Origin of the sequence: Exiguobacterium sp. SH0S2 (genome assembly GCF_004337185.1) — a bacterium.
In the GTDB taxonomy this organism is placed as follows: domain Bacteria; phylum Bacillota; class Bacilli; order Exiguobacteriales; family Exiguobacteriaceae; genus Exiguobacterium; species Exiguobacterium aurantiacum_A.
The window spans coordinates 220,925-241,722 of record NZ_SJVB01000003.1; the positions used below are offsets into that span (position 1 = coordinate 220,925).

General features: G+C 51.6%; 19 protein-coding genes. 5 read left to right on the forward strand and 14 right to left on the reverse strand.

Translation table 11 applies throughout. The features are described from left to right. Positions 1-41: 41 nt before the first annotated feature. From accA to dnaE, 4 genes are all read right to left on the reverse strand, one after another. Entirely contained in the window at positions 42-977 is a 936-nt protein-coding gene (gene accA, locus EVJ21_RS09790; RefSeq protein ID WP_131443027.1) for an acetyl-CoA carboxylase carboxyl transferase subunit alpha, read from the reverse strand. Then, complete coding sequence (gene accD / locus EVJ21_RS09795) at positions 970-1,824, reverse strand: acetyl-CoA carboxylase, carboxyltransferase subunit beta (RefSeq protein ID WP_070327893.1); 855 nt, start codon at positions 1,822-1,824, stop codon at positions 970-972. Before accD ends, accA begins: the two co-directional genes overlap by 8 nt. 14 nt (positions 1,825-1,838) lie before the next feature. Next, positions 1,839-2,393 carry a FadR/GntR family transcriptional regulator gene (locus tag EVJ21_RS09800; protein WP_070326933.1) on the reverse strand — a complete coding sequence of 185 codons (555 nt, stop codon included), beginning with the start codon at positions 2,391-2,393 and terminating at the stop codon, positions 1,839-1,841. Positions 2,394-2,467: 74 nt separating this feature from the next. Next, the gene (gene dnaE / locus EVJ21_RS09805) at positions 2,468-5,635 is read right to left on the reverse strand and encodes a DNA polymerase III subunit alpha (protein ID WP_236633360.1); all 3,168 of its coding nucleotides are present in this window, start codon (positions 5,633-5,635) and stop codon (positions 2,468-2,470) included. 101 nt (positions 5,636-5,736) lie between these two features. Here dnaE and EVJ21_RS09810 point away from each other — a divergent pair, with 101 nt between their 5' ends. Further along, positions 5,737-5,928, forward strand: coding sequence for a YtzJ family protein (locus EVJ21_RS09810; RefSeq protein WP_016508471.1), 192 nt, complete (start codon positions 5,737-5,739; stop codon positions 5,926-5,928). Positions 5,929-5,944: 16 nt separating this feature from the next. Here EVJ21_RS09810 and EVJ21_RS09815 read toward each other — a convergent pair whose 3' ends face one another. Beyond that, a complete protein-coding gene (locus EVJ21_RS09815; protein ID WP_070326931.1) occupies positions 5,945-6,910 on the reverse strand; it encodes a DHH family phosphoesterase in 966 nt (321 codons plus the stop codon). A 76-nt stretch (positions 6,911-6,986) separates the two neighbouring features. Between EVJ21_RS09815 and EVJ21_RS09820 the strand changes: the two genes are divergently transcribed. Next, positions 6,987-7,301 (forward strand): YtpI family protein, encoded by a 315-nt coding sequence (locus EVJ21_RS09820; RefSeq protein WP_236633359.1) that lies wholly within the window; start codon positions 6,987-6,989, stop codon positions 7,299-7,301. A 40-nt stretch (positions 7,302-7,341) separates the two neighbouring features. Here EVJ21_RS09820 and EVJ21_RS09825 read toward each other — a convergent pair whose 3' ends face one another. Next, complete coding sequence (locus tag EVJ21_RS09825) at positions 7,342-8,652, reverse strand: DRTGG domain-containing protein (protein ID WP_070329497.1); 1,311 nt, start codon at positions 8,650-8,652, stop codon at positions 7,342-7,344. A 161-nt stretch (positions 8,653-8,813) separates the two neighbouring features. Here EVJ21_RS09825 and EVJ21_RS09830 point away from each other — a divergent pair, with 161 nt between their 5' ends. Beyond that, the gene (locus EVJ21_RS09830; RefSeq protein WP_071397827.1) at positions 8,814-9,908 is read left to right on the forward strand and encodes a M24 family metallopeptidase; all 1,095 of its coding nucleotides are present in this window, start codon (positions 8,814-8,816) and stop codon (positions 9,906-9,908) included. A gap of 290 nt (positions 9,909-10,198) precedes the next feature. On the opposite strand, the gene EVJ21_RS09835 is transcribed toward EVJ21_RS09830, so the two are convergent. Together EVJ21_RS09835 and EVJ21_RS09840 are read right to left on the reverse strand one after the other, a co-directional pair. After that, positions 10,199-10,921 (reverse strand): metallophosphoesterase family protein, encoded by a 723-nt coding sequence (locus tag EVJ21_RS09835; protein WP_131490406.1) that lies wholly within the window; start codon positions 10,919-10,921, stop codon positions 10,199-10,201. Positions 10,922-10,933: 12 nt separating this feature from the next. Further along, positions 10,934-11,659, reverse strand: coding sequence for an SDR family oxidoreductase (locus tag EVJ21_RS09840; protein WP_070329494.1), 726 nt, complete (start codon positions 11,657-11,659; stop codon positions 10,934-10,936). A 183-nt stretch (positions 11,660-11,842) separates the two neighbouring features. Between EVJ21_RS09840 and EVJ21_RS09845 the strand changes: the two genes are divergently transcribed. Beyond that, a complete protein-coding gene (locus EVJ21_RS09845) occupies positions 11,843-12,280 on the forward strand; it encodes a universal stress protein (protein WP_016508455.1) in 438 nt (145 codons plus the stop codon). 49 nt (positions 12,281-12,329) lie between these two features. Here the strand turns inward: EVJ21_RS09845 and EVJ21_RS15570 are convergent, their stop codons facing one another. From EVJ21_RS15570 to tpx, 4 genes are all read right to left on the reverse strand, one after another. Next, positions 12,330-12,920 carry a 3D domain-containing protein gene (locus EVJ21_RS15570; RefSeq protein WP_131463844.1) on the reverse strand — a complete coding sequence of 197 codons (591 nt, stop codon included), beginning with the start codon at positions 12,918-12,920 and terminating at the stop codon, positions 12,330-12,332. Between the two features lie 450 nt (positions 12,921-13,370). Further along, complete coding sequence (locus EVJ21_RS09855; RefSeq protein WP_070329492.1) at positions 13,371-14,582, reverse strand: acetate kinase; 1,212 nt, start codon at positions 14,580-14,582, stop codon at positions 13,371-13,373. A 126-nt stretch (positions 14,583-14,708) separates the two neighbouring features. Next, positions 14,709-15,596 carry a class I SAM-dependent methyltransferase gene (locus EVJ21_RS09860; protein WP_071397832.1) on the reverse strand — a complete coding sequence of 296 codons (888 nt, stop codon included), beginning with the start codon at positions 15,594-15,596 and terminating at the stop codon, positions 14,709-14,711. Between the two features lie 100 nt (positions 15,597-15,696). After that, positions 15,697-16,185, reverse strand: a complete 489-nt coding sequence (gene tpx, locus EVJ21_RS09865; RefSeq protein WP_071397833.1) for a thiol peroxidase — start codon at positions 16,183-16,185, stop codon at positions 15,697-15,699. Between the two features lie 163 nt (positions 16,186-16,348). Here tpx and EVJ21_RS09870 point away from each other — a divergent pair, with 163 nt between their 5' ends. Then, a complete protein-coding gene (locus EVJ21_RS09870) occupies positions 16,349-17,158 on the forward strand; it encodes an NAD kinase (protein WP_071397834.1) in 810 nt (269 codons plus the stop codon). A 43-nt stretch (positions 17,159-17,201) separates the two neighbouring features. On the opposite strand, the gene EVJ21_RS09875 is transcribed toward EVJ21_RS09870, so the two are convergent. Continuing rightward, complete coding sequence (locus EVJ21_RS09875) at positions 17,202-18,773, reverse strand: amidohydrolase (RefSeq protein WP_131490407.1); 1,572 nt, start codon at positions 18,771-18,773, stop codon at positions 17,202-17,204. A gap of 75 nt (positions 18,774-18,848) precedes the next feature. Then, entirely contained in the window at positions 18,849-20,579 is a 1,731-nt protein-coding gene (gene ezrA, locus EVJ21_RS09880; protein WP_131443037.1) for a septation ring formation regulator EzrA, read from the reverse strand. Between the last annotated feature and the right edge of the window lie 219 nt (positions 20,580-20,798).

A 20,798-nucleotide genomic window follows, 5' to 3' on the forward strand; every position in this document is an offset into this window, starting at 1 on the left:
GTGAGTGGTTTAACGTGAACCTCAAGCGGTTGTTACCGTTTTCACGAGCCAAATGTGCCAATTTGATGATATTTGGCAGCGCGCCCTTGCAGCAACTCATCGCGCGAGCGTTTCACCAACTCACTGACATGCTGTGTTAATACAGGCTTCAAGAGCGAAGACTGTAGTGACACATCGATGTGGGCTCCGCCAAACACTTCCGTCACAATCTCATCGACAATCCCTAAATCGAGCAAATCTTGTGCTGTAATCTTCATCGTTTCAGCGGCCCGTTCCGCCAGCTTAGCGTCTTTCCAAAGCAGTGCTGCCGCACCTTCTGGCGAGATGACCGAGTACGTGCTGTTCTCGAGCATGAGCAGCCGGTCGCAGACACCGATGCCGAGCGCTCCTCCAGAACCGCCCTCGCCGATGACGACAGAAACGATCGGGACTTTCAACGTCGCCATCTCAAACAAGTTGCGTGCGATTGCCTCGCTTTGTCCGCGTTCTTCGGCCGCCTTACCCGGGTAAGCACCTTTCGTGTCAATGAACGTGATGACCGGCCGGTTGAACTTCTCGGCCTGCTTCATGAACCGTAACGCTTTGCGATACCCTTCCGGATGAGGCATGCCAAAGTTTCGCAACATGTTCTCTTTCGTATTGCGGCCGCGTTGATGGCCGATGATTGTCACCGGGACACCGTCGAGCGTGGCAATCCCCGCGACGATCGCCGCATCATCATATCCATGTCGGTCGCCATGCAGTTCAATAAAATCTGGGAACAGCTGATCGATATAGTCGAGCGTCGTCGGCCGTTTCGGGTTCCGTGCCAATTGCACGCGATCCCACGGTTTCATATTCCCATAATTGTCTTTTTCTAATCGGTGGAGCTTCGTCTCGAGATGGCGGATCTCCCGGGATAGGTCGATCCCTTTCGTTTCCGCCATCTCGCGCAACTTCACGAGTTGTTCGTTCAATTCTTTCGTTGAGTCAAACATGATGTGCCCCCCCGTCATGTAAATCGATGATGTTCTTTAAGAACGAACGCATCTGTTCACGATGAACGACGGCATCGAGTTGACCAGCCTCTAGCAAGAACTCAGCAGTTTGGAAGTTGTCTGGTAATTTTTCACGAATCGTCTGTTCGATGATCCGCCGTCCGGCGAAGCCGATCAACGCACCCGGTTCGGCGACGTTCAAGTCACCGAGCATGGCAAAACTAGCCGAGACGCCACCTGTCGTCGGATGGGTCAAGTAGGCGATATACAGCAATCCGGCCTCGTCATGTTGCTTGAGCGCGATGGACGTATTCGCCATCTGCATGAGGCTGACCATCCCTTCTTGCATGCGCGCACCGCCTGAAGCGGTGAACAACACGACAGGTAATCGTTCCGCAGTCGCAGTCCGGACGGCTGAAGCGATCGCTTCCCCGACGTAAGCTCCCATTGACCCCATCCGGAAGCGCGCGTCCATGACACAGATGACGGCGTGACGGCCAGAGATCATTCCCCGGCCGCAGACAATCGCCTCTTCAATCCCAGTTCGTTCCCTGTCTTTTTTTAATTTTTCTTCATAATCTGGAAAACCGAGCGGATTTTCTTTCACGCGCGGTCCAGCAAATTTCACGAATGAGTTCTCATCAGTGAGCAATCGAATCCGCTCATCTGCACTGAGCGGGAAATGGTAGCCACAATCGCACACTTTATGGTGTTCGTTCAATTGTTTCGTGTAATGCATATATTTACAGGATGGACATTTCGTCATCAATCCTTGTGGTGCGTCAATTTTCGGTTCTCGTTGACGCAACGGCATGTATCGTTTTGGTTTCTTGAAAAAAGCAGTCATCGCTTCCCCCTCGTTCATTCCGGCATCCTCACCTTGCGCCACATCTCCAATAATTGTGTTCGTTCTTCGATCGTATACAGTTCACCTGCGTCCGTCCCGTCATAAAATCGGTTCACTTCACTCCAAATTCGAATGAAGAGCTCGTTGTCTAGGCCTAGAATCAGCTGTTGACGGAACTCGCGATCATTCGCTAAGTTCGCTTCGAGCAGCTTGACCCGCTCCGGTGTCGGCTCGACTTCAGAGAACGCAAGGCGCTCAAGCAACCGCAACATGTCGACGATGTCGGACGCTTTCGTCTGTTTCGTGACGATAAACTCAGACAAGATCTCGATGTAGCGGTGCCGATCTTGCTCGCACAAAAACGTCCCGCCCCCGTGACGCGTCTCCACGATCCCAAGAAAGCTGAGGGCCCGAAGCGCCTCTCGGACCGAAGCGCGGCTGATTGAAAGCGTCTCGGCCAGTTCACGTTCGGATGGAAGACGGTCGCCCGGCGCGAGCGATGCCTGAACGATCAACGATCTAATTTTAGAAATGTTTTCGTGAAATGAGGATGCGTATTTTCCATGCATCTGACCGTTCAACTCCTTTTCGGATGGCATTCTCTTTAAAGTGGTCAGACCAATCAAACAGATTATACCACTTTTTATGACTTGGTACTAGTTCCCGCGCCGGACGTTTTTGAATCGACCCGCTTCAAGACGACGTCCGCTTCCCCGAACCGGCTCTTCAAAGCGGTCATGAAGGATTCCGTTGGATTGACCGAGTAAGCAGACGCCAATTGCTTCACCTCTTTTGAGTCGGAGAAGCGACAAATCACCGGGACGTCCCCACTTGCTGTATGAAGGAGTTCTTCGAGCTCGGCGAACGATTCACGGCGAAGCCGGACGAACAACGCTTGACCATTTAATGGCCGCACCCGCTCCACGACGAGTTGATTCCGCCCGTCCCGCTCGTTTGGATGAACCTCGAGCAACAGGACGTTCCCGACATAGAGCGAGCGTGCATAGTTTGCGAACACGCGTGGGAAGATGACGACCTCATCTTGCGAGACCCCGTCATCGACCATGGCAACACCCATCTCCTCGTTTTTCTTCGTCTTGAACGTCCGGATCGCATCGACGTAGACGACGATGAATCCTCTGTCGCCGCGCAACACTTCCTCGATCGTGGCCGTGTCCACTTGAAGGGGTGCCACCGTTGTCAAAGGTGAGTGGACGATCCACGTCCCGAGCGCCTCGCGTTCTTCTTCCGACCAATTCGGTTCCGGCGTCTCGGTCCGTTTCAAACCGAGGGCCGACAGTTCATCCGGGAGCAGATGTGTCCCCGCCTCTTCCCGCAAGCGTTCCACGGCCCGGAAAGCCCGGCTCCGCTCTCCGTGGTACATGCGGTCTAACGCCCCGGAACCGAGCAGACGGCGCAATTTCAACTGATCTTTCGTTCCCCAGTCCATCAGCTCCCCGAGTCGTTTCACATCGGTGAACTGATCGTGATGCTCAACCAATCGTTCTACGTCCCGCTTCGTCAATCCTTGAATCGCCTTGAGGCCGAGACGGACTCCCGGACCTTCTAGAGACGCTCCCGCTTTCCCGTGCAAGACGTCAGGAGGATAGACGGGGATTTTCCCTTTCCTTAGCATACGTACGAGTTGATTCGTCTTATCGTACGTCACGAGATAAAAAATGCGTTCAAAGTGTGCTTTCACATACGCCAATCGATAACTGATCAAACTATAGGCGACGGCGTGCGACCGGTTGAACCCGTAGCCCGCGAATTTTTCAATCCATGAGAACACTTGTCGCATCGAATCCGTGTCGTACTCCGCCGTCTTCTCCAAAAAACGGGTTTTCTCGACCTCGATGGCGGCCATATCCTTTTTAGCGATGGCTCGACGAATCAAATCGGCCTCGGCGTATGAATATCCGGCGAGTTCGCGCAATAACTTCATGACTTGTTCTTGGTAGACGAGCACGCCTTTAGTCGTCTCCATCACTTCGCCAACGATCGGATGGACCGGCTTGTACGGCATCCCGTGCTTGCGTTTGGCATACGTCTCGATGAACTGCATCGGTCCAGGGCGATAAAGCGACATCGTGACGACGATATCTTCAAACTCGGTCGGTTTCACTTGCCGCAGCGCCTGCTTCATCCCGTCCGACTCAAACTGAAAGACGCCGTCTGTATCGCCTCGTGCGAGAACACGTAACGTCCGATTGTCATCGAGCGGGATCGATTTCAGCGAGAATAGTGAATCGGTGTCACGAATCAACATCTCCATCTCGCGCAATCGTGTCAAGTTCCGGAGACCGAGCAAATCGATTTTTAGCAGTCCTAGCGCCTCGAGATCCTTCATATTATATTGTGTCACTTGGCCCCCGTCCGTCGGTTGCAGCGGCGTTACCGTGTCAAGCGGATCTCGGCTCAAGACGATCCCGGCCGCATGGATCGACGCTTGCCTCGGCAACCCTTCCAATTGAGACGCGATCGTCAACAGGTGCGACCGTTTTTGACTTCCGGCAAACCACTTCATTTTAGTCGGATTGTTCGTAATGCCCGCGATCCCGTCGTCCTTGACTTGTTTACTGGCAGCCTGGCCTTCTTCAAGCGTCATCCCGAGAGCGCGGGCCACGTCACGCAGCGCCGCCTTCGCACCGAACGTCGCTAACGTACCGATTTGAGCGGCGTGATGCAGCCCATACTTGTCAAGCACGTACTGGACGACCTCGTCTCTCCGTTCGTCTTCGAAGTCTAAATCAATATCTGGCATACTGATCCGTTCCGGGTTCAAGAAACGTTCAAACAGCAAATCGAAGCGAACAGGATCGACTTCTGTAATATGAAGCGCGAAACTGACGAGCGACCCGGCCGCTGAACCACGACCTGGACCGACTTCGATGCCCTGCTCCCTGGCGAAGCGAACGATGTCCTCGACAATCAAAAAGTATGAGGCGAACCCCGTACCGGCGATGACGTCAAGCTCGTACCGGGCCCGCTCGATATACGTGTCGGTGAGCAAATCAAGTGCTTTCAATCGCTCCGCGACGAGACGTTTGAGTCGATCGACGGCATCAGGCAGTTCCGGGATCGCGGCAGTCGCGGCCGGAATCTGCGTTACCGACGTAAGTTGTTCGAATCGCGCGAGTTCCTCGAGCTCCAAGGGTTCGAACCAGTCGTTCATCTCGCTCGGAAGCCGCACATACTTGCCTTTTTGATGAACGTCCTCTTGGGAGATGACCTCGCCTTCCCCGATTGCGACGATGGCACGATACGCTTCAAAATCTTCTGGTCGCATATAGCATGTCTCTGGCGTCGGCACTAAACGAACACCGAGTTCTTCGCGCATCCCCCGAAGCTGTTTGACGATGAGCGTCTGTTCGGTCGTCTGCGGAGCAGGCAACCCGAGCCATAACCGTTCTTCTGCCACAAAGCCGAGTATACGGTTAAACAAACGACGTCGGTGGACCGGGTCACTCGTTTTCCAATTCTCAGGTAAGATGACGACCGATAAATCCGTCGGTTCGGTCAATCCGCCTGCCTCGACGATGCGATACAGCTTTGGAATATCTAGGTCGGTCATCGCATACACGAGCACGGCCAACTCGAGCCCATCGACATGAAGGCTCGTCCGTAGACCGATGACCGGCTTGACAGCATAGCGTTCGCATAGTCTCACAAATTGAGGAACGCCATAAAACGCGTCATCTGCGACCGCGACCGACTTACTCCCCCGCTCCGCCATCGAGGCGACATATTGCTCTAAGCGAATCGTGCTATGCATCAAGCTAAACGCTGATCTTACATTTAAATGGAGCACAAGCGCCCCCCTCTCTTTTTTCTTAATTGTCAAACTCATCTCGATGCTTCTCTGATACAATAATTATAGACAAAACGAATGATAAAAGGGGGTAAAAGCGTATGATTATTAATCGGGGTAAAATCGCGCGCGACAAGTTAGAACTTTTACAGAACGGACAGACCGTATTTGCCGACAGTCCTGAAATTATCGAACGGCTGCGCAAATACATTACCGAGTACCAACTTGACGTCGTCGAAGACGTCACCGATCGCGGCACGTGGTTCATTCCACAAGACGACGATACAAAATGAAGAGAGCTGACCGCGGTCAGCTCTCTTCATTTTCAAATTCGAACGGTGCGGCCACTTCTTCTAGTGCGGCAATCACATCGTCCATTTCTTCCCACGTGTCAATTGTCGCACCGGCTGCCATCGGATGCCCGCCGCCACGGTAACGTTTGGCGACTTCATTGATGACCGGGCCTTTCGAGCGGATACGGACACGAATCTCATCTTTGTTCTCGACGAACATGACCCAACATTTCAACCCCTCCAGTCCAGAGAAGCTGTTGACGAGCAACGACGCCGCTTCTGGCGTCGCATGAAACGTCCGGAGCACGTCGGCGTCGATTTTGACATATCCGACGCCCGCCTCTGTCACTTGAACGTTTTGCAGGACGTAACCTTGCAGTTGGAGTGTCGCCAAGTTCGTCTTATACATTTGGCGGTACAAGCGGTTCGTGTCGATGCCGTAACTGATCAAGTCAGCAGCGATCTCAAACGTGTGCGGCGTCGCGTTCCGGAACTGGAAGCGTCCCGTATCACCGACGATGCCCGCGAAAAGTAAGAACGCCGACTGCTCATCGATAGCCAAGCCCCATATCCGAGCGAGCTCGGCCACAATCTCCGACGTCGAACTGACCGTCGTATCGACGATCTGATGTGTCGCATACTCGTCTTCGTCAGGATGGTGGTCGATCTTGACGACAGTCTTCCCTTTCAAGGCGTATGGTCCATCGATTCGTTCGTGGTTCGCTGTATCAAGCACGAGGACGAGCGCCTCGTCATACATCTCCGGCTCCACGTGTTGCATCTTCCCTAAAAATTCGAGGTCGCGGGCAATCCCGCCGACGACGTAAACGTGTTTATCCGGGTAAGCCCGCTCGATGATCCGCTTTAAGCCGAGTTGACTTCCGAGCGCATCCGGATCGGGACGGACGTGTCGATGGATCATAATCGTGTCCGCCGCCTCGATTAACTTCAATATCGTTGTTGCTTCAGGCCAATGTGCCATGGTCGTTCCTCGCTTTCTTGATGTCCATTCTATGGTATGATGATAACAGATTATACGTTTGAAAGGGGTTTCTCACTTGAGTCAATTAATCATGATCGGACTCATCTTGTTCTCACTCGGTGCGTATTTGGTCTATAAACGTCGGGCCTTCTTGACGAAGACGCCGTACCGAAAAGCGTTGTTCAACACGCAAGCGCTCATCTGGCTCAGCTTGTTTTTGGCGCTGTTCGCCATCAACCAGATGCTCGGCGGCCTCGGCCTCAATTCGACCATCGGCTGGATTGTCAGCATCGTCATGCTCGTCCTCGGGCTTGGCAACGCAATCGTCGGGATCATTCGCTATCGCAAGATTTTCCCGAAGGCGTCTGAAGAACCAATCAACCAATCTTAATATGTAAAACGAGCTGATGACATCATCAGCTCGTTTTTCTTTACCGGTCGATCAGTTGCGCTGTGACGAGCGCTTTGGCGACGAGTTGTGTCCCTTGTGTCATCTCGACGTCGACTTTCCCGAACTTTCGTCCGAGGTCGAACACGTTCGCCGAGACGCGGATTTGGCTCTCGATTTGAATCGGTTTCATGAAGTAGACCGTGATATTCTCGACGACAAGGTCGCCTTTTTTCATATGCCGCAAACTCCGGGTCGCCCCTTCGACTAGAAGCGTCGTCAAGACTCCGGACGACGCCGTCCCCATGTGGCTCGTCATTTGAGGTGCCACTTCGACCGTGAACGCCGTCCCGTTCGAAGTCGGATCCTCTTTCAACTGATTGGTGATCATATTATCAAACGTCTCACCGACTTGTGGTTGCCGGTTCGCGAGCTGAAGCGCCTTTAGGACGTCTTGACGGCTGATGATGCCGAGCAGGCGACCGTAGTTGTCGACGACCGGCAACATCTCGATCCCTTCCCATACCATCTGGTGGGCCGCATTCGTGACACTTGTCTGAACGCCGGCCGTGATCGGGCTTTTCGTCATCACTTTTTCGATTTCTGTATCGTGTGGCCGATCGATGAGATCTTTGGCGGTGATGACGCCGACGACTTTCATCTGGTCGTCGATGACCGGGTAACGATTGTGCTTCGTCCGTTCATTGAGTTCGTGCCAACGTTTGACCGTATCGTCCACTTTTAAATAAAACGTATCGTGTAACGGAATGACGATATCCGAGACGAGCAGAATTTCCTTTTTGATCAAACGGTCATAGATGGCGCGGTTGATCATCGTCGCCACGGTAAAGCTGTCATAGGAAGTCGAGATGACGGGCATGTTGTACTTATCCGCCATCCGTTTCACTTCGTCGGTCGTATCGAATCCACCGGTGATCAGTACGGCCCCGCCTGATTGCAAGACGAGTTCATGCGCTTTCTCCCGGTTCCCGATGATGACGAGCGAGTCGACGTCGATATATCGCATCATCGCTTCGAGCTTCATCGCCCCGATGACGAACTTAGATAGCGTTTTATGCAGGCCGTCGCGTCCGCCGAGCACTTGACCATCAACGATGTTGACGACTTCGGCAAATGTCAGTTTTTCAATGTTCTCTTTATGTTTGCGCTTGATGCGGATCGTGCCGACCCGTTCGATCGTTGACACGAACCCCAAGTTCTCCGCTTCTTTGATGGCCCGATAAGCCGTCCCCTCTGATACCGCAAGTTCTTTGGCGATTTGGCGAACGGAGATTTTAGACCCGACATCGAGCGACTCGATATGTGCTATGATCTGTTCATGTTTTGTTGTCATGTCACGAGTCCCTTTCCTCAATACATTTTCTGTCATCCTCAGTATACTGTATCAGTGAACCTTGTTCAAACTGTACTACTGAAAATGCAACATTTCCTTTCCATTTTGGAAAACGCTATAATGAACGAGAAAGCCACTGAACAAGAAGGAAGGGAATCGAGTTGAATCAACGAACCAACCACATTGCACAATCTTTGGCCACGAAAGGGCTAGACGCCGCGTTTGTCACGTCAAAAGCGTCCGTCTTCTATTTTTCAGGAGTATACGCCGAGGCCCATGAACGTTTGATCGCTATCCTAGTACTGAAGAACGGGACAACGGCGCTCGTCTGTCCGGCCCTTGAAAAAGGAATCGTCGAAGCGAGCGACTGGAACGGTGAGATCGTGACGTACATGGACCACGAAAATCCGTGGGACAAAGTCGTCAAACTGTTTCTCGACCAACAAATCATTCCGGAACGAATCGGGATTGAAGGCGAGCATTTACCATATAACCGCGTCGAACAACTGCGTGCCGGATTTGCCGGACTGTCGATCATTGATTTGACGGAAGAATTACAAGCGCTCCGAATGATCAAGTCGACAGATGAGATCCGGGTCATGAAACGCGCGGCCGAACTTGCCGACATGGCAATCGAAGCCGGCATCCGCGCGTTGCGTGAAGGGGTGACCGAACTTGAAGTCATCGCCGAGATCGAATACGCCATGAAACGGCAAGGTGTCCGTGAAATGTCATTTGACACACTCGTCTTGTTCGGTGAAAATAGCGCCGATCCGCATGGTGTTCCTGGCAACAACCGACTCAAAAAAGGTGACTTCGCCTTATTCGATCTCGGTGTCGTCTGGCAAGGCTACTGTTCAGACATCACCCGCACCGTCGTCTACGGTGAGGCGAGCACAAAACAACGGGAAATCTACGAGACCGTGCTCCGGGCCGAAGAAGCCGCCATCGAGATGGCGAACGTCGGGACGACGCTCGGCTCGATCGATATCGCCGCCCGCCAAGTCATCACGACGGCCGGATACGGGGAATACTTCACCCATCGCGTCGGTCACGGTATCGGCATCGAGGTCCACGAGTTCCCATCGATGGCAGCCAACAACGATATGACGGCCCAGGTCGGCATGACGTTCACGGTCGAGCCAGGCATTTATCTCCCTGGTGTCGGCGGCGTCCGCATCGAGGATGACATCGTGATGACCGAAAGCGGACCAATCTTGTTGACGAGCTTCCCGAAGACGTTACAAGAAATTTAAAAGAGGTTGACTAACACAATCAAATTCGCTCGTCCTTCCGGTGCCCACGCTTTCCGCAGGCAATCCCTGAGCCTTAGTACCATCGGACGAGCAAAGCAAACGGTCGCTCTCGGGCGGCCGTTTCACGTTCTACCGCGGACGAGAACGACCGTTACATAGCATTTCTTCAATTTCATGTCGGGCAGAGCGCCTCAAGGTCTTCGGACATGATAAAAGACGAATGAGATTGCTTTTAGCGACCTCGTTCGTCAACAACTTGAGGTTGAAGGCATATGTCTTCAACCTCTTTTTCAATAGAACAGGCGCCACATCACTTCGCGCTGTGGCACTTCGTCACGCTCCATCTTGTTCATGAAAGACGGTTTATCGTACGGGATCGTCTTAGCACTGACACGCAGTCCCGCCTCATCCCACTGCAGCACCCCGTAGCGGGCCAAATCGTCTTTGGCGACGCCGAGCGCCCCTGGATTGAAATACCGTTTGCGCTCATCTTGAAACGCGTGGACCGGGTGATGGTGGCCGAAACAAACGACGTCCGCCGCGTAATCACCAAATAAGCGTTGCATGTTCGGAAGCGTCGCTTCGACGATGTCATGAAACGGCTCGTCGACGATCGATGCCTCACGCTTTTCAGTCGGGATGTGGTAATGAATGCCGTATATATGCTTCCTGCCTATCGTTTGCTCGATTGTACGAGGCAATTTCATAAGCGCATCGGCGTAGTCAGGGCGCAACGTTCGCGCGACCCATTCGTGATGAGGCCGCGTATGGGCATAACTTTCGGGATGTCCCGTTCCCGCGAGCAGTGAGAGGACGGCTTCATCGTGGTTTCCCGTGATCATCTTGACACCTCGGTCGAGGAGTCGCGCCATCACTTCGTTCGAATCTGGTCCCATCGCGATCATATCGCCGAGACTCCAGATGTCATCGATCCCTTGACCGTCCAACTCGTTCAATACCGCGTCTAACGCTTGGACGTTCCCGTGAATGTCCGTCAAAATGGCCAACTTCATATGAAGCACTCCTTACTTTCGATATTGGTGGACGACGTTGACGCCTCCGGTCACATCGATGACCGCCCCGGTGACCATGTCCGAGTCCCGCGCGAGCAAGAACATGATCATTCGCGCGATGTCTTCGCCGGTCCCATGCCGACCGACCGGTGTTTGATTATCCGGTTCAGCGGATTCGATCCGCATCTCTTTCTGCGCACCGACGATGTTACCCGGATTGATCATGTTCGCCGTGATACCGTGCACCGCTTCCTCGAGCGCGACCGTCTTCGTCAAACTGACGAGACCGGTCTTCGCGGCAGCAAAGGCGGACCGGTGCAACCAGCCCGGTGCCGTCGCACTCTCAGGGAAGCCGTACGTGATGATACGACCGAACTGTTTCGCCCGCATATCCGGAATCGCCCGACGCATCAGCCAAAACGAGGCGGACAAGTTCCCGGTGATCACTTCCTCCCACTCCTCGTCCGTCAAATCAACGAGACATTTTCGTTCGAAAATATATGGACCCGCGTTCAAAATCAAAGCGTCCGGCTTACCGAACTTGCTCACCGCCTCGTCATAACCGGCCGTCACCGCTTCTCGGTCCGTCAACGGTGTCTCGATCATATGTAGCCGTTCGTGCTCCCAATCAATCGGTTTTCGTTGAAGCACGCTGACATACCAGCCTTCCTCCAACAGTCGTTCCGTTACAACCCGGCCGATCCCTTTCGCACCAGCCGTGATGACTACGTGTTTCATCGTCATCCCTCCTCTGTATCATCTTACCCGTTCCATCTATTGATTTCCAAACTTCGACCTGTTCCGTAAGAAAGTTGTGAAAATTTCACACATTCTCAAAAGAAGCGGGCGTGAATTTCGAGTGAAGTGGTATACTATATATGTAAGCCGCACGTACATTTCAAGCGAAAGGTTGGGATTTACATGGCAATTGTCTACAAACATATCCTTTCTGCCGTCGACGGCTCGAAAGAGGCGGAACGCGCATTCGAAACAGCAATCGACGTCGCACTTCGAAACGACGGAAAACTGTATATCGGTCACGTGATCGATACACGGACGTTCGCAACGGTCGAAGCATACGATCGGACGATTACCGAACGTGCAGAAACTTATGCGAAAGAACTGCTCGACGACTATGTCAATCGGGCCAAAGAACGTGGTGTCAAAGAAGTCGAAACGGTCATCGAATACGGTTCGCCTAAAGTGACGATTGCGAAAAAAATCGCACCGAATCACGAAATTGACCTTATCATCTGTGGAGCGACCGGCTTGAATGCGGTCGAACGCTTCTTTATCGGTAGCGTATCCGAGAGCATCGTCCGGTACTCGAAGTGCGACGTCTTGATCGTTCGTCAATAATTTCATTAAAAAAGAGTCATCGCGTTTGCGATGACTCTTTCTTATTGGCTTATAAGACTTTGACCGTGACCGTCTTGCGACCGAAGTTGATGGCCGCACTTTGCGAGTACATGAGAATGTCGATCTTATGTCCTTTGATAGAGCCGCCTGTATCAGCCGCCGTGTACGTACCCATCAACTTACCACCGACATACACTTGTACTTTAGAACCGAGCGGGATGACGCGCGGGTCGACAGCGACGACGTTATGTTTTTGTGTACGAACGTTCCATCCGAGTGCCGTCTTACCTGAACACCCTTTGCAGTATGGTGTGTAGGCAGAAGCGTTCATCGTATACGATTTCACGCTCGCTTTCGCAACCGGTTTAACGGTGCGTAAGTATTTGGTTGCGATCCAACCGGCCTTGCCTTTATAGTTGACGCGAATCCAAGCCCCTTTTGTACCAGTGCGCTGGAGTTGTTGTCCTTTATTGATTTTTCCAAGTACCTTACCATTAATCGTAGCCGCTGAGCGAACGTTCAATCCGTTCACTTGGCTTTTTACATAAATTTTAGAAGACGCCTCTACTGGTTGTTGCGGTAAAAGCATGGCGAATGTCATGACCGTCAGTAATAAGACCGTTCCAATTTTTTTAAACATGAGGTTCGTCCTTTCCTAGTCGGTTTGTTTTGTCGTTTTTCATAGTTGTCAGTTCTTGGTGATTGTTACGTTCAAACATAAACACGATGCGTCAAGACGAGTAATGTTTCGTCCAGATAACTATATGACGAAACAACCGGACGTGCGTTTACAACTAAAATTCATTTGAATGACACTAAAATTACAGGAGTGTTACAAAAACGGACTATTTTAACGACGGATGACAACTTTACAGATATACGACCTTTTGTGTCATATTAAATTCCAATTATTGGTTTCAATATGACTCAAACGTTACAAACGTATCGTTTTCCGACTCTTTTTATTACAGTGCGCGTCTCCCGGATAATCCTTTAGACATAATTTTCCCGGATGAACTATGACAAAAGAACTAAAAAAAGTCGCGCTGTTCGGATGAACAGCGCGACTAGAGAGGTTAAATTGTGTGGATTAAGCGTGTGTTTCTAAAAGGTTTGCGATCCGAACTGTATCGCGGGCGATGACCAATTCTTCATTCGTCGGAATGATGATGACTTTGACCGGCGAATGCGGATAGTTGATGAACAACTCTTTGCCGCGCGCTCCGTTGTTGAGTGATGGATCCCAGTAGACGCCCATGAATTCAAGCCCACGCAGGATACGCTCACGAATGACGTCAGAGTTTTCACCGACACCCGCCGTGAAGATGATGGCATCGACGCCGTTCATCTCAGCAGCGTACTGACCGATGTAACCGTGAATCCGGTTCGAGAAGATTTTAAGTGACACTTCAGCCCGGTGGTTACCTTCTGCTGCAGCTTGTTCGATGTCACGTAAGTCACTTGAAATACCCGAGAGACCGTAAACGCCTGATTCTTTGTTCATGACGTTCAATACGTCTTCAGCCGACTTGCCCGTTTTTTGCATAAGGAACGGGATTAGGGCCGGATCGAGTGATCCTGAGCGCGTTCCCATCGTGATTCCTTCAAGTGGCGTGAAGCCCATCGTCGTATCGATTGAACGACCGCCGGCAACCGCCGCGATTGACGCCCCACTGCCGAGATGGCATGAGATCAAGCGCAAATCTTCGAGCGGACGACCGAGTAGCTCAGAAGCACGTTGCGTGACATATTTGTGGCTCGTCCCGTGGAAACCATATTTCCGTACACCGTGTTCCGTGTAGTACTCGTACGGGAGGCTGTACAGGAAGTTTTCTTCCGGCATCGATTGGTGGAAAGCCGTATCAAACACGGCGACTTGCGGCACGTTCGGCAAAATCGTTTGGAACGCACGAATCCCAGTCAAGTTAGGTGGGATGTGAAGCGGTCCGAGTTCGACGAACGATTCGATGTTCTTCATCACTTCCTCGTCGATCACGACTGAATCCGCGTAAAGTTCTTTCCCGTGAAGAACACGGTGCCCGACACCCGAAATTTCATCGAACGAAGCCATGATTCCAAGGTCAATCAATTTTTCGAGCGCAAGCTCGACCGCTTCTTTATGTGTGTGAAGCGGTGTGACGACGTTGAACTTTTGCCCTTCGCCGTATTTAATAGTAAAGATCGCATCGTCTTTTCCAACGCGCTCGACGAGACCAAGCGCGAGCATGTTCTCAGATGGCATCTCGAGAAGTTGGAACTTCAGTGACGAACTACCTGCGTTGACTGCCATAATTTTTGTCATGTCATACACCTCTTACCTTTCGATTTAAACACGTTTCTTTATCTGTTCTCTTTAAAACCGATAACTGTATCATAATGAAGATACTTGATATGGCATATGTTTTTCAAGTCTTTTGCCCAATAAATATTATGTTGTTTTAAACCATTCATCAATCTGTTTCACAATATTGGCAACAGCGCGCACATCAGTGAACGATGGCAACTCGACGAGGAGCGCTTGTTTCGGGCGTGTGACGCCCTCTCCTTGCTTCTGTAAGATGAGGATACTCTTCGCATACCGTTCATCTTTGAACATCGTCGTCGGCAGTTGGAGGACACCTTTCACGACCGCTTCTCGGTCCATCCACTGTTTTAATTTCCCTTCATCATCCTGTTCAAACAAATTGTTCGGGATGACGAAGACACCATGGCCTCCCGGCAACGTATGCCGCATCGCCTGCTCGATCATCAAGAAGTGAGAATAGGAATGACCTTCTTCTCGCTTCAACTCATAACCGCTCGCCACTTCGTCGTTCGGATAATAACCGATCGGCAAATCGACGAGTGTGAGGTCACTCGGCTCGACGAACAGCGGTGCAAGTGCGTCTTGATGGAAGTAAGAAACCGGCTTTTTGAGCAAATTGCTGATCGCATATGACAAACGAAGCATCAGTTCATCGACTTCGACGGCTTGTGCGGTCGCGTCTTTCACTTGCGATAAAATGGCGTGGACGAGAGTCCCGGTGCCGCTTCCGAGTTCAAGCACGTTCGCTCCGTCTTTGACGAGCTTCGTCGCCAAATATCCGATGAATAAGCTGACTGCGTCCGGTGTCGGTTGATGGTTCGGCGGAAGCGTTGTCGTCTCTTCAAGCACAAGCAGACTCACTGCCTTGCGCACGTCATCCGGTTTCTCCGATTCAACGTCGACTCGTTCAAACACTTCGATCAAAGCTTCGAGCGGCAATAAATCGAGGTCGGCCACCAATTTTTTCGTTTCTTTCTTCCAATCTCGGTACAACTGTTCAAATCGTTCCATAGTCGTTCATCTCCTCCATACAAAACCGGCTCTCGTTTCGAGAGCCGGTTGGTTAACTACAATATAGTGTAAGCTATTCGTCCACGTTTCGCCAAGTGAATCAGTTTGCCGCGTCGAACGCTTCAAGCGCCGCGTCAAAATCGACTTCGTCTGTCATCTCATCCATATACTGAACGTATTGGATAGTTCCTTCCGAGTCGATCACGAAGACTGACCGGGCTAGCAAACGAAGCTCTTCCATGAGCACGCCGTACGAATGCGCGAACGACTGGTCGCGGTGATCTGACAACATGATGACGTTATCGAGACCTGACGCCGCACACCAGCGTCGCTGGGCGAACGGTAAATCGTTCGAGACGGTCAATACCGTTCCACCGAGCGATGCCGCGTTTTCATTGAACGCACGAGTTTGCGTGTCGCATAGTCCTGTATCGATCGATGGGACGACACTAATCAATTTCTTCCCTGGGTAAGACGCGAGCGACACTTCTTCGAGTGCAGTCGTGAGGGCGGTGAAATCGGGTGCAGCATCTCCCACTTTCACTGGATTCCCTTGCAATGTGACTGTATTCCCTTTAAATGTTGGCATCAAATCATCCCCTTGTTCTGAATTTTACTTCTTCATCATATCGATGGTGCCGTCACGAAGACAAGCATCCTGCTTCAGACGGCCTGATTGTCATTTTCCCTATATCGGACGCCTAAAACAAGTTATAATGAGAAGGACACAATTGACAAAGGGGATGATTTAGATGAGAAACAACGTGTATCTGCACCATCGTAACGTCAACGAGTTCACGAAAGAGGTAAAAAAATTAAGAGAGATCGGGGAGAAACATGGTTTCAACATCATGGACCGCCCGGAAGATGCCAACATCATCGTCGCCATCGGGGGAGATGGCGCGTTTTTACAGGCCGTCCGTTACACCGGGTTCCGTCAAGACGCCATCTATGTCGGTTTCGGCCGCGGCCTCAACGAATTTTACTGCGACTTCGATATACATAAACTCGACGAAGTCGACCGTTTATTCTCGGATAACTCTGCCCGGATCGAAGCCGGTCTCGAAGTACGGAAATATCCGCTCTTATCCGCTTCAATCAATGAATCGTCGCCACTCCTCTGTTTGAACGAGGCATCGATCAAATCGAGTATCATCAAATCGCTCGCGATCGAAGTCTACATCGACGACCTCCACTTCGAGACGTTCCGCGGGGATGGAATGGTCGTGTCGACACCGACCGGATCGACCGCCTACAATAAATCGTTGAATGGCGCGGTCGTCGACCCGCTCATCCCGTGCATGCAAGTGAGTGAAATCGCTTCGGTGAACAACAACCGTTACCGCACGCTCGGCTCAGCGTTCATCGTCCACGATTCACGTAAGCTGTCGCTCCGCATCGTTGAAGACGGAAACGATTATCCGATTATCGGTATGGATAACGAAGCGCTTAGTTTGAAGTATACAGACCGGATCGACATCGAATTGTCGGACAAGGTCGTCAAAACGGTCAAGTTGAAAACCAACTCGTTCTGGCACAAAGTGCAACGCTCTTTCTTCTGAACTGACAAAGGCTAGTCGTCCATTGCGGACGACTAGCCTTTTCTCATGCTTTGATGACGTCCGCCTCGTAGACGGGCGAACCTTCGACGACGGTCATGACAAGTCGGTTGTTCAAAATATCTTGTCCGTTCAAGTCAAAGAAATCCTCTTCCCAAACGGTGAACGTCGCATTATAGCTTTGAATCAACAGGCCGTCACGGCCATGTGTCCCAGTCGCGACACGCGGTGAGTAGGTGAAACTCCGTAGCGCTTCGTACATCGACAGACGTTCCGTTGGATTCAGTGCACCCGACGCTTCAAACGATTGTCGTGTCACAGCGGCATAGAGCCCCTTTCTGACGTCGACAGAAGAGATCGGGGCATCACTACCCCCGAGTACGAGCGCACCCGTATCGAGCATCGATTTGAACCGATACGCGTCGTCGACCCGCTCGTTGCCTAGGCGGTCGAACAACAAGTCCATATCATCCGACAAAAAGACCGGTTGTGCGTCGATGAGGACCGGCAACGCACTGATCCGCTTCAACAGCGAATCGTTCAATAGCGAAGCGTGGATGATGCGGTCGCGCGTCCCTCGTTTCGCCGGATACTTCTCGAGCAGCGTGATGAACTGCTCAGCCGCCGCATCTCCGATGACATGAGCCGCAACGTTCATCCCGTATGAGCGCGCTTTTTTGACGAGCGCCTCGAGGTGGTCCGGGCGGTGGACTTCGATCCCGCGCTGCCCGACTTCATCAGCATACGGCTCGGACAAGAGCGCCGTCCGACCGCCGAACGAACCGTCGACGAAAATCTTCATCGCCCCGAAGTCGAAGCGTAGGCGCTTCGCGAGCGCATCTTTTTGCAGCAATTGATCAACGACTTGTTCATGGACGAGCAGATGGGCATGGAACGGAAGTTCTTGAAGCACATCTTCATATGCTTGAATCGTCTCGAGCGGGTCTCCGTGGTAGAACAAGTCTTCCGTGTGGGCTCCGACGATCCCATGGGCGAACAACGAGTCGACGGCCCGACGGATCGAGGCGACGTTCTTCTCACGATTTCCGCCGAGCTCTTTATGGAGCAGATCGAGCGCCGCATCGTACAACACGCCGTTCAATTTCCCGTCGTCATCACGTCCGAGCTTCCCGCCTTCGATGACGGTGTGATGAATGAGGCCTAAGCGCTCGAGGCCTTTCGAGTTGACGACGGCGACGTGGCGACAGACGCGCTTCAAGACGACCGGGCGATCCGGAATGACGGCATCGATCATCTCACGTGTCGGCATCTGTCCGAGCAGACGATCGTTAAAGCCTTCAGCGACGATCCAGTCGTCCCCTCCCGACTTCGCTTTCATCGCTTCGAGCAAGGCGTTTAAATCCGTCGTCTCGGTCGCGTCGATGCGGTCGAGCGCCTCGCCATATCCGATCAAGTGAATGTGCGAGTCCGTAAACGCCGGATACACGCTCTTCCCTTCGAGGTTCACAATCTGTTTGATCCGGCCCGCGTATGTACGGCGAAGATGACCTTCCTCCCCGAGTTTCAACACGCGTCCGTGCTCGACATACATCGCCCGTGCCATTTCATGTTCTTTGTTCAGCGTATAGATCTTTCCGTTTACCCAAAGCGTTCCCATCACAAAATTCCTCCTCGATTCAAAAAAGATTGACGTCTACGTTAATTCCCGTTTACGTCAATCTTCATGCATAGATTATTTTCGAAGCATATCTTGTTGTTCCAAACCTTTTTCAACACGTTGACGGATCTCGCGAGCCGCTCCTTCGTCGAAGCGCCCGAGCACACGTTCACCGATTTCGACGGCCGTACCGTACTCGCCGTGTAAAAACTTGTTCTCAGCGAGCGTCAAGGCGACATGCACCTCGTTATCACGACGACGGTACCGATTCGCATACTGGAGCAACTGTTCCGCATACGTCACTTGCCGGAGCAGTGCTTTGACGCGGTCACGGAAGTTATCCATCGTTTCCTCGACATCGTGACTGAGGCCGACGATATACGTCATGTTGAACGGTGCCTTCTCGAACTGTTCATCTAGCGACTGCACCCCTTTTTGAAGTTGTCGCATGTCACTCGTCAAATCAGTCGGAACGACCGGCATCGCGCTCTTCGCCAAGAGGCGACGGTGAGCGGACAATTCCTTCTTCCATGACTCGAGTTTATTCCGAACTTCGAGCTCTTCTTTACGAAGCGAGTTCGTATTTTCGATAAACCGTTCATGCATCGCACCGAACTGGTCGAGTGACCGTTTCGCATCTTGCACTTTTGATTTGATCAGACTGAACGGAATCACCTGAGCGACGAGTGCTTGTTCGATATCGAGGACGTTCGCAGCGAGCACCGCACGTTCCCGGTCCAATTGTTCGAACTCCTCACCGACCCGGGCATTGATCTCATAGTTGCTGACAAGCCGCGACATCTCTTGGTGAAGGCGCGTCATCAATTCGTTCGTCTGCCGTTCGCGTTCTTTGACCCCAGCAAACTCTTTTTTTACGTACTGCCTTGCATCGACCTCGGAGCTGAACGCCTCGAACAATTGATCGATATCCGAACTGAGTTGCTGCATGTCCGTTTCAAAGTGTTCAAAATCAAGCTGTTCGATCCGAGTCATGAGCGCAAGACGGCGGTCTTCTGCCTGCTCGATCTCTTCGACTAACCCGAGCGTCTCGAGGGCGTAGCCATCCATCTGCATTTCTTTATGACCTGCACGCAGTTGATTCAGTTGATGCTTTAAGTCAAATTGAACCGTCCGGACAAACTGGGGAATCACTTGAACGAGTTCACGGATCTTCGTCACCTTTTCAGACAGGACTTGGCCGGCCATGAACGCCTCTGAGACTTGCCCTTCTTGCTTGAGGGTCATCATCTCGGTCCGTTTCGCTTCCGCAACAGCGATTTCGGTTTCGACGAGATCGTATGTCGGGCCAAAAGCGCTATTTTGAGAAATGAGCGTCTTGCGGAACTGATACAGTTCTTTCTCGTCTTTTTTGACGATATCTAGCAGGGAGGCATGATAGTCGTTAAACTCTGCCATCTCATCGAGCATCGCGTGAACCATCGATTCGAGTTCTTCGATCAACTGTTCGGTCGCAGCCAAGTCTGATTTGACTTTAAGGAAACGATATTTGTCGAGGTCTTCCTCTGAACGATATAGCGCCTCATCGATTTGACCCGTGTGGACGCTGACGAGTTCATCCCACGACTGGTGCCAGCGTTCGAATTTTTCTTTCGTTTCGCCTTCCATCGGCCACTGTTTGAACTTTTGAAGCTCGGCCGGGACACTCGCACTCAGGATGCCTTGTTTTCGCATATCCAAATCATCAATTTTCTGGTAAAAACTTCGTCTAGCTAGCATACTACCTAACATTGCTCCTAGAGCGATGACAATAATTCCAATTAAAATTCCGTATATTCCGTAATCCATCTCTGTAACAACCTCCAAGCCGCTTTCGTGGACTTATGTATCTTTAAGAAGAAAATGAAGTATTTTATAAGTATAGATATTAATAATCATATTATAGAAACAATGTTTTGCATAGGTTTTCCAACGGTTTAGGGAGAGAATGTTATTTTCCGCGAAAATCTTTTTGGGAGACAAAATAAAAAAATGCGTGTACCATGATGCTAATCTGAAATACATCTT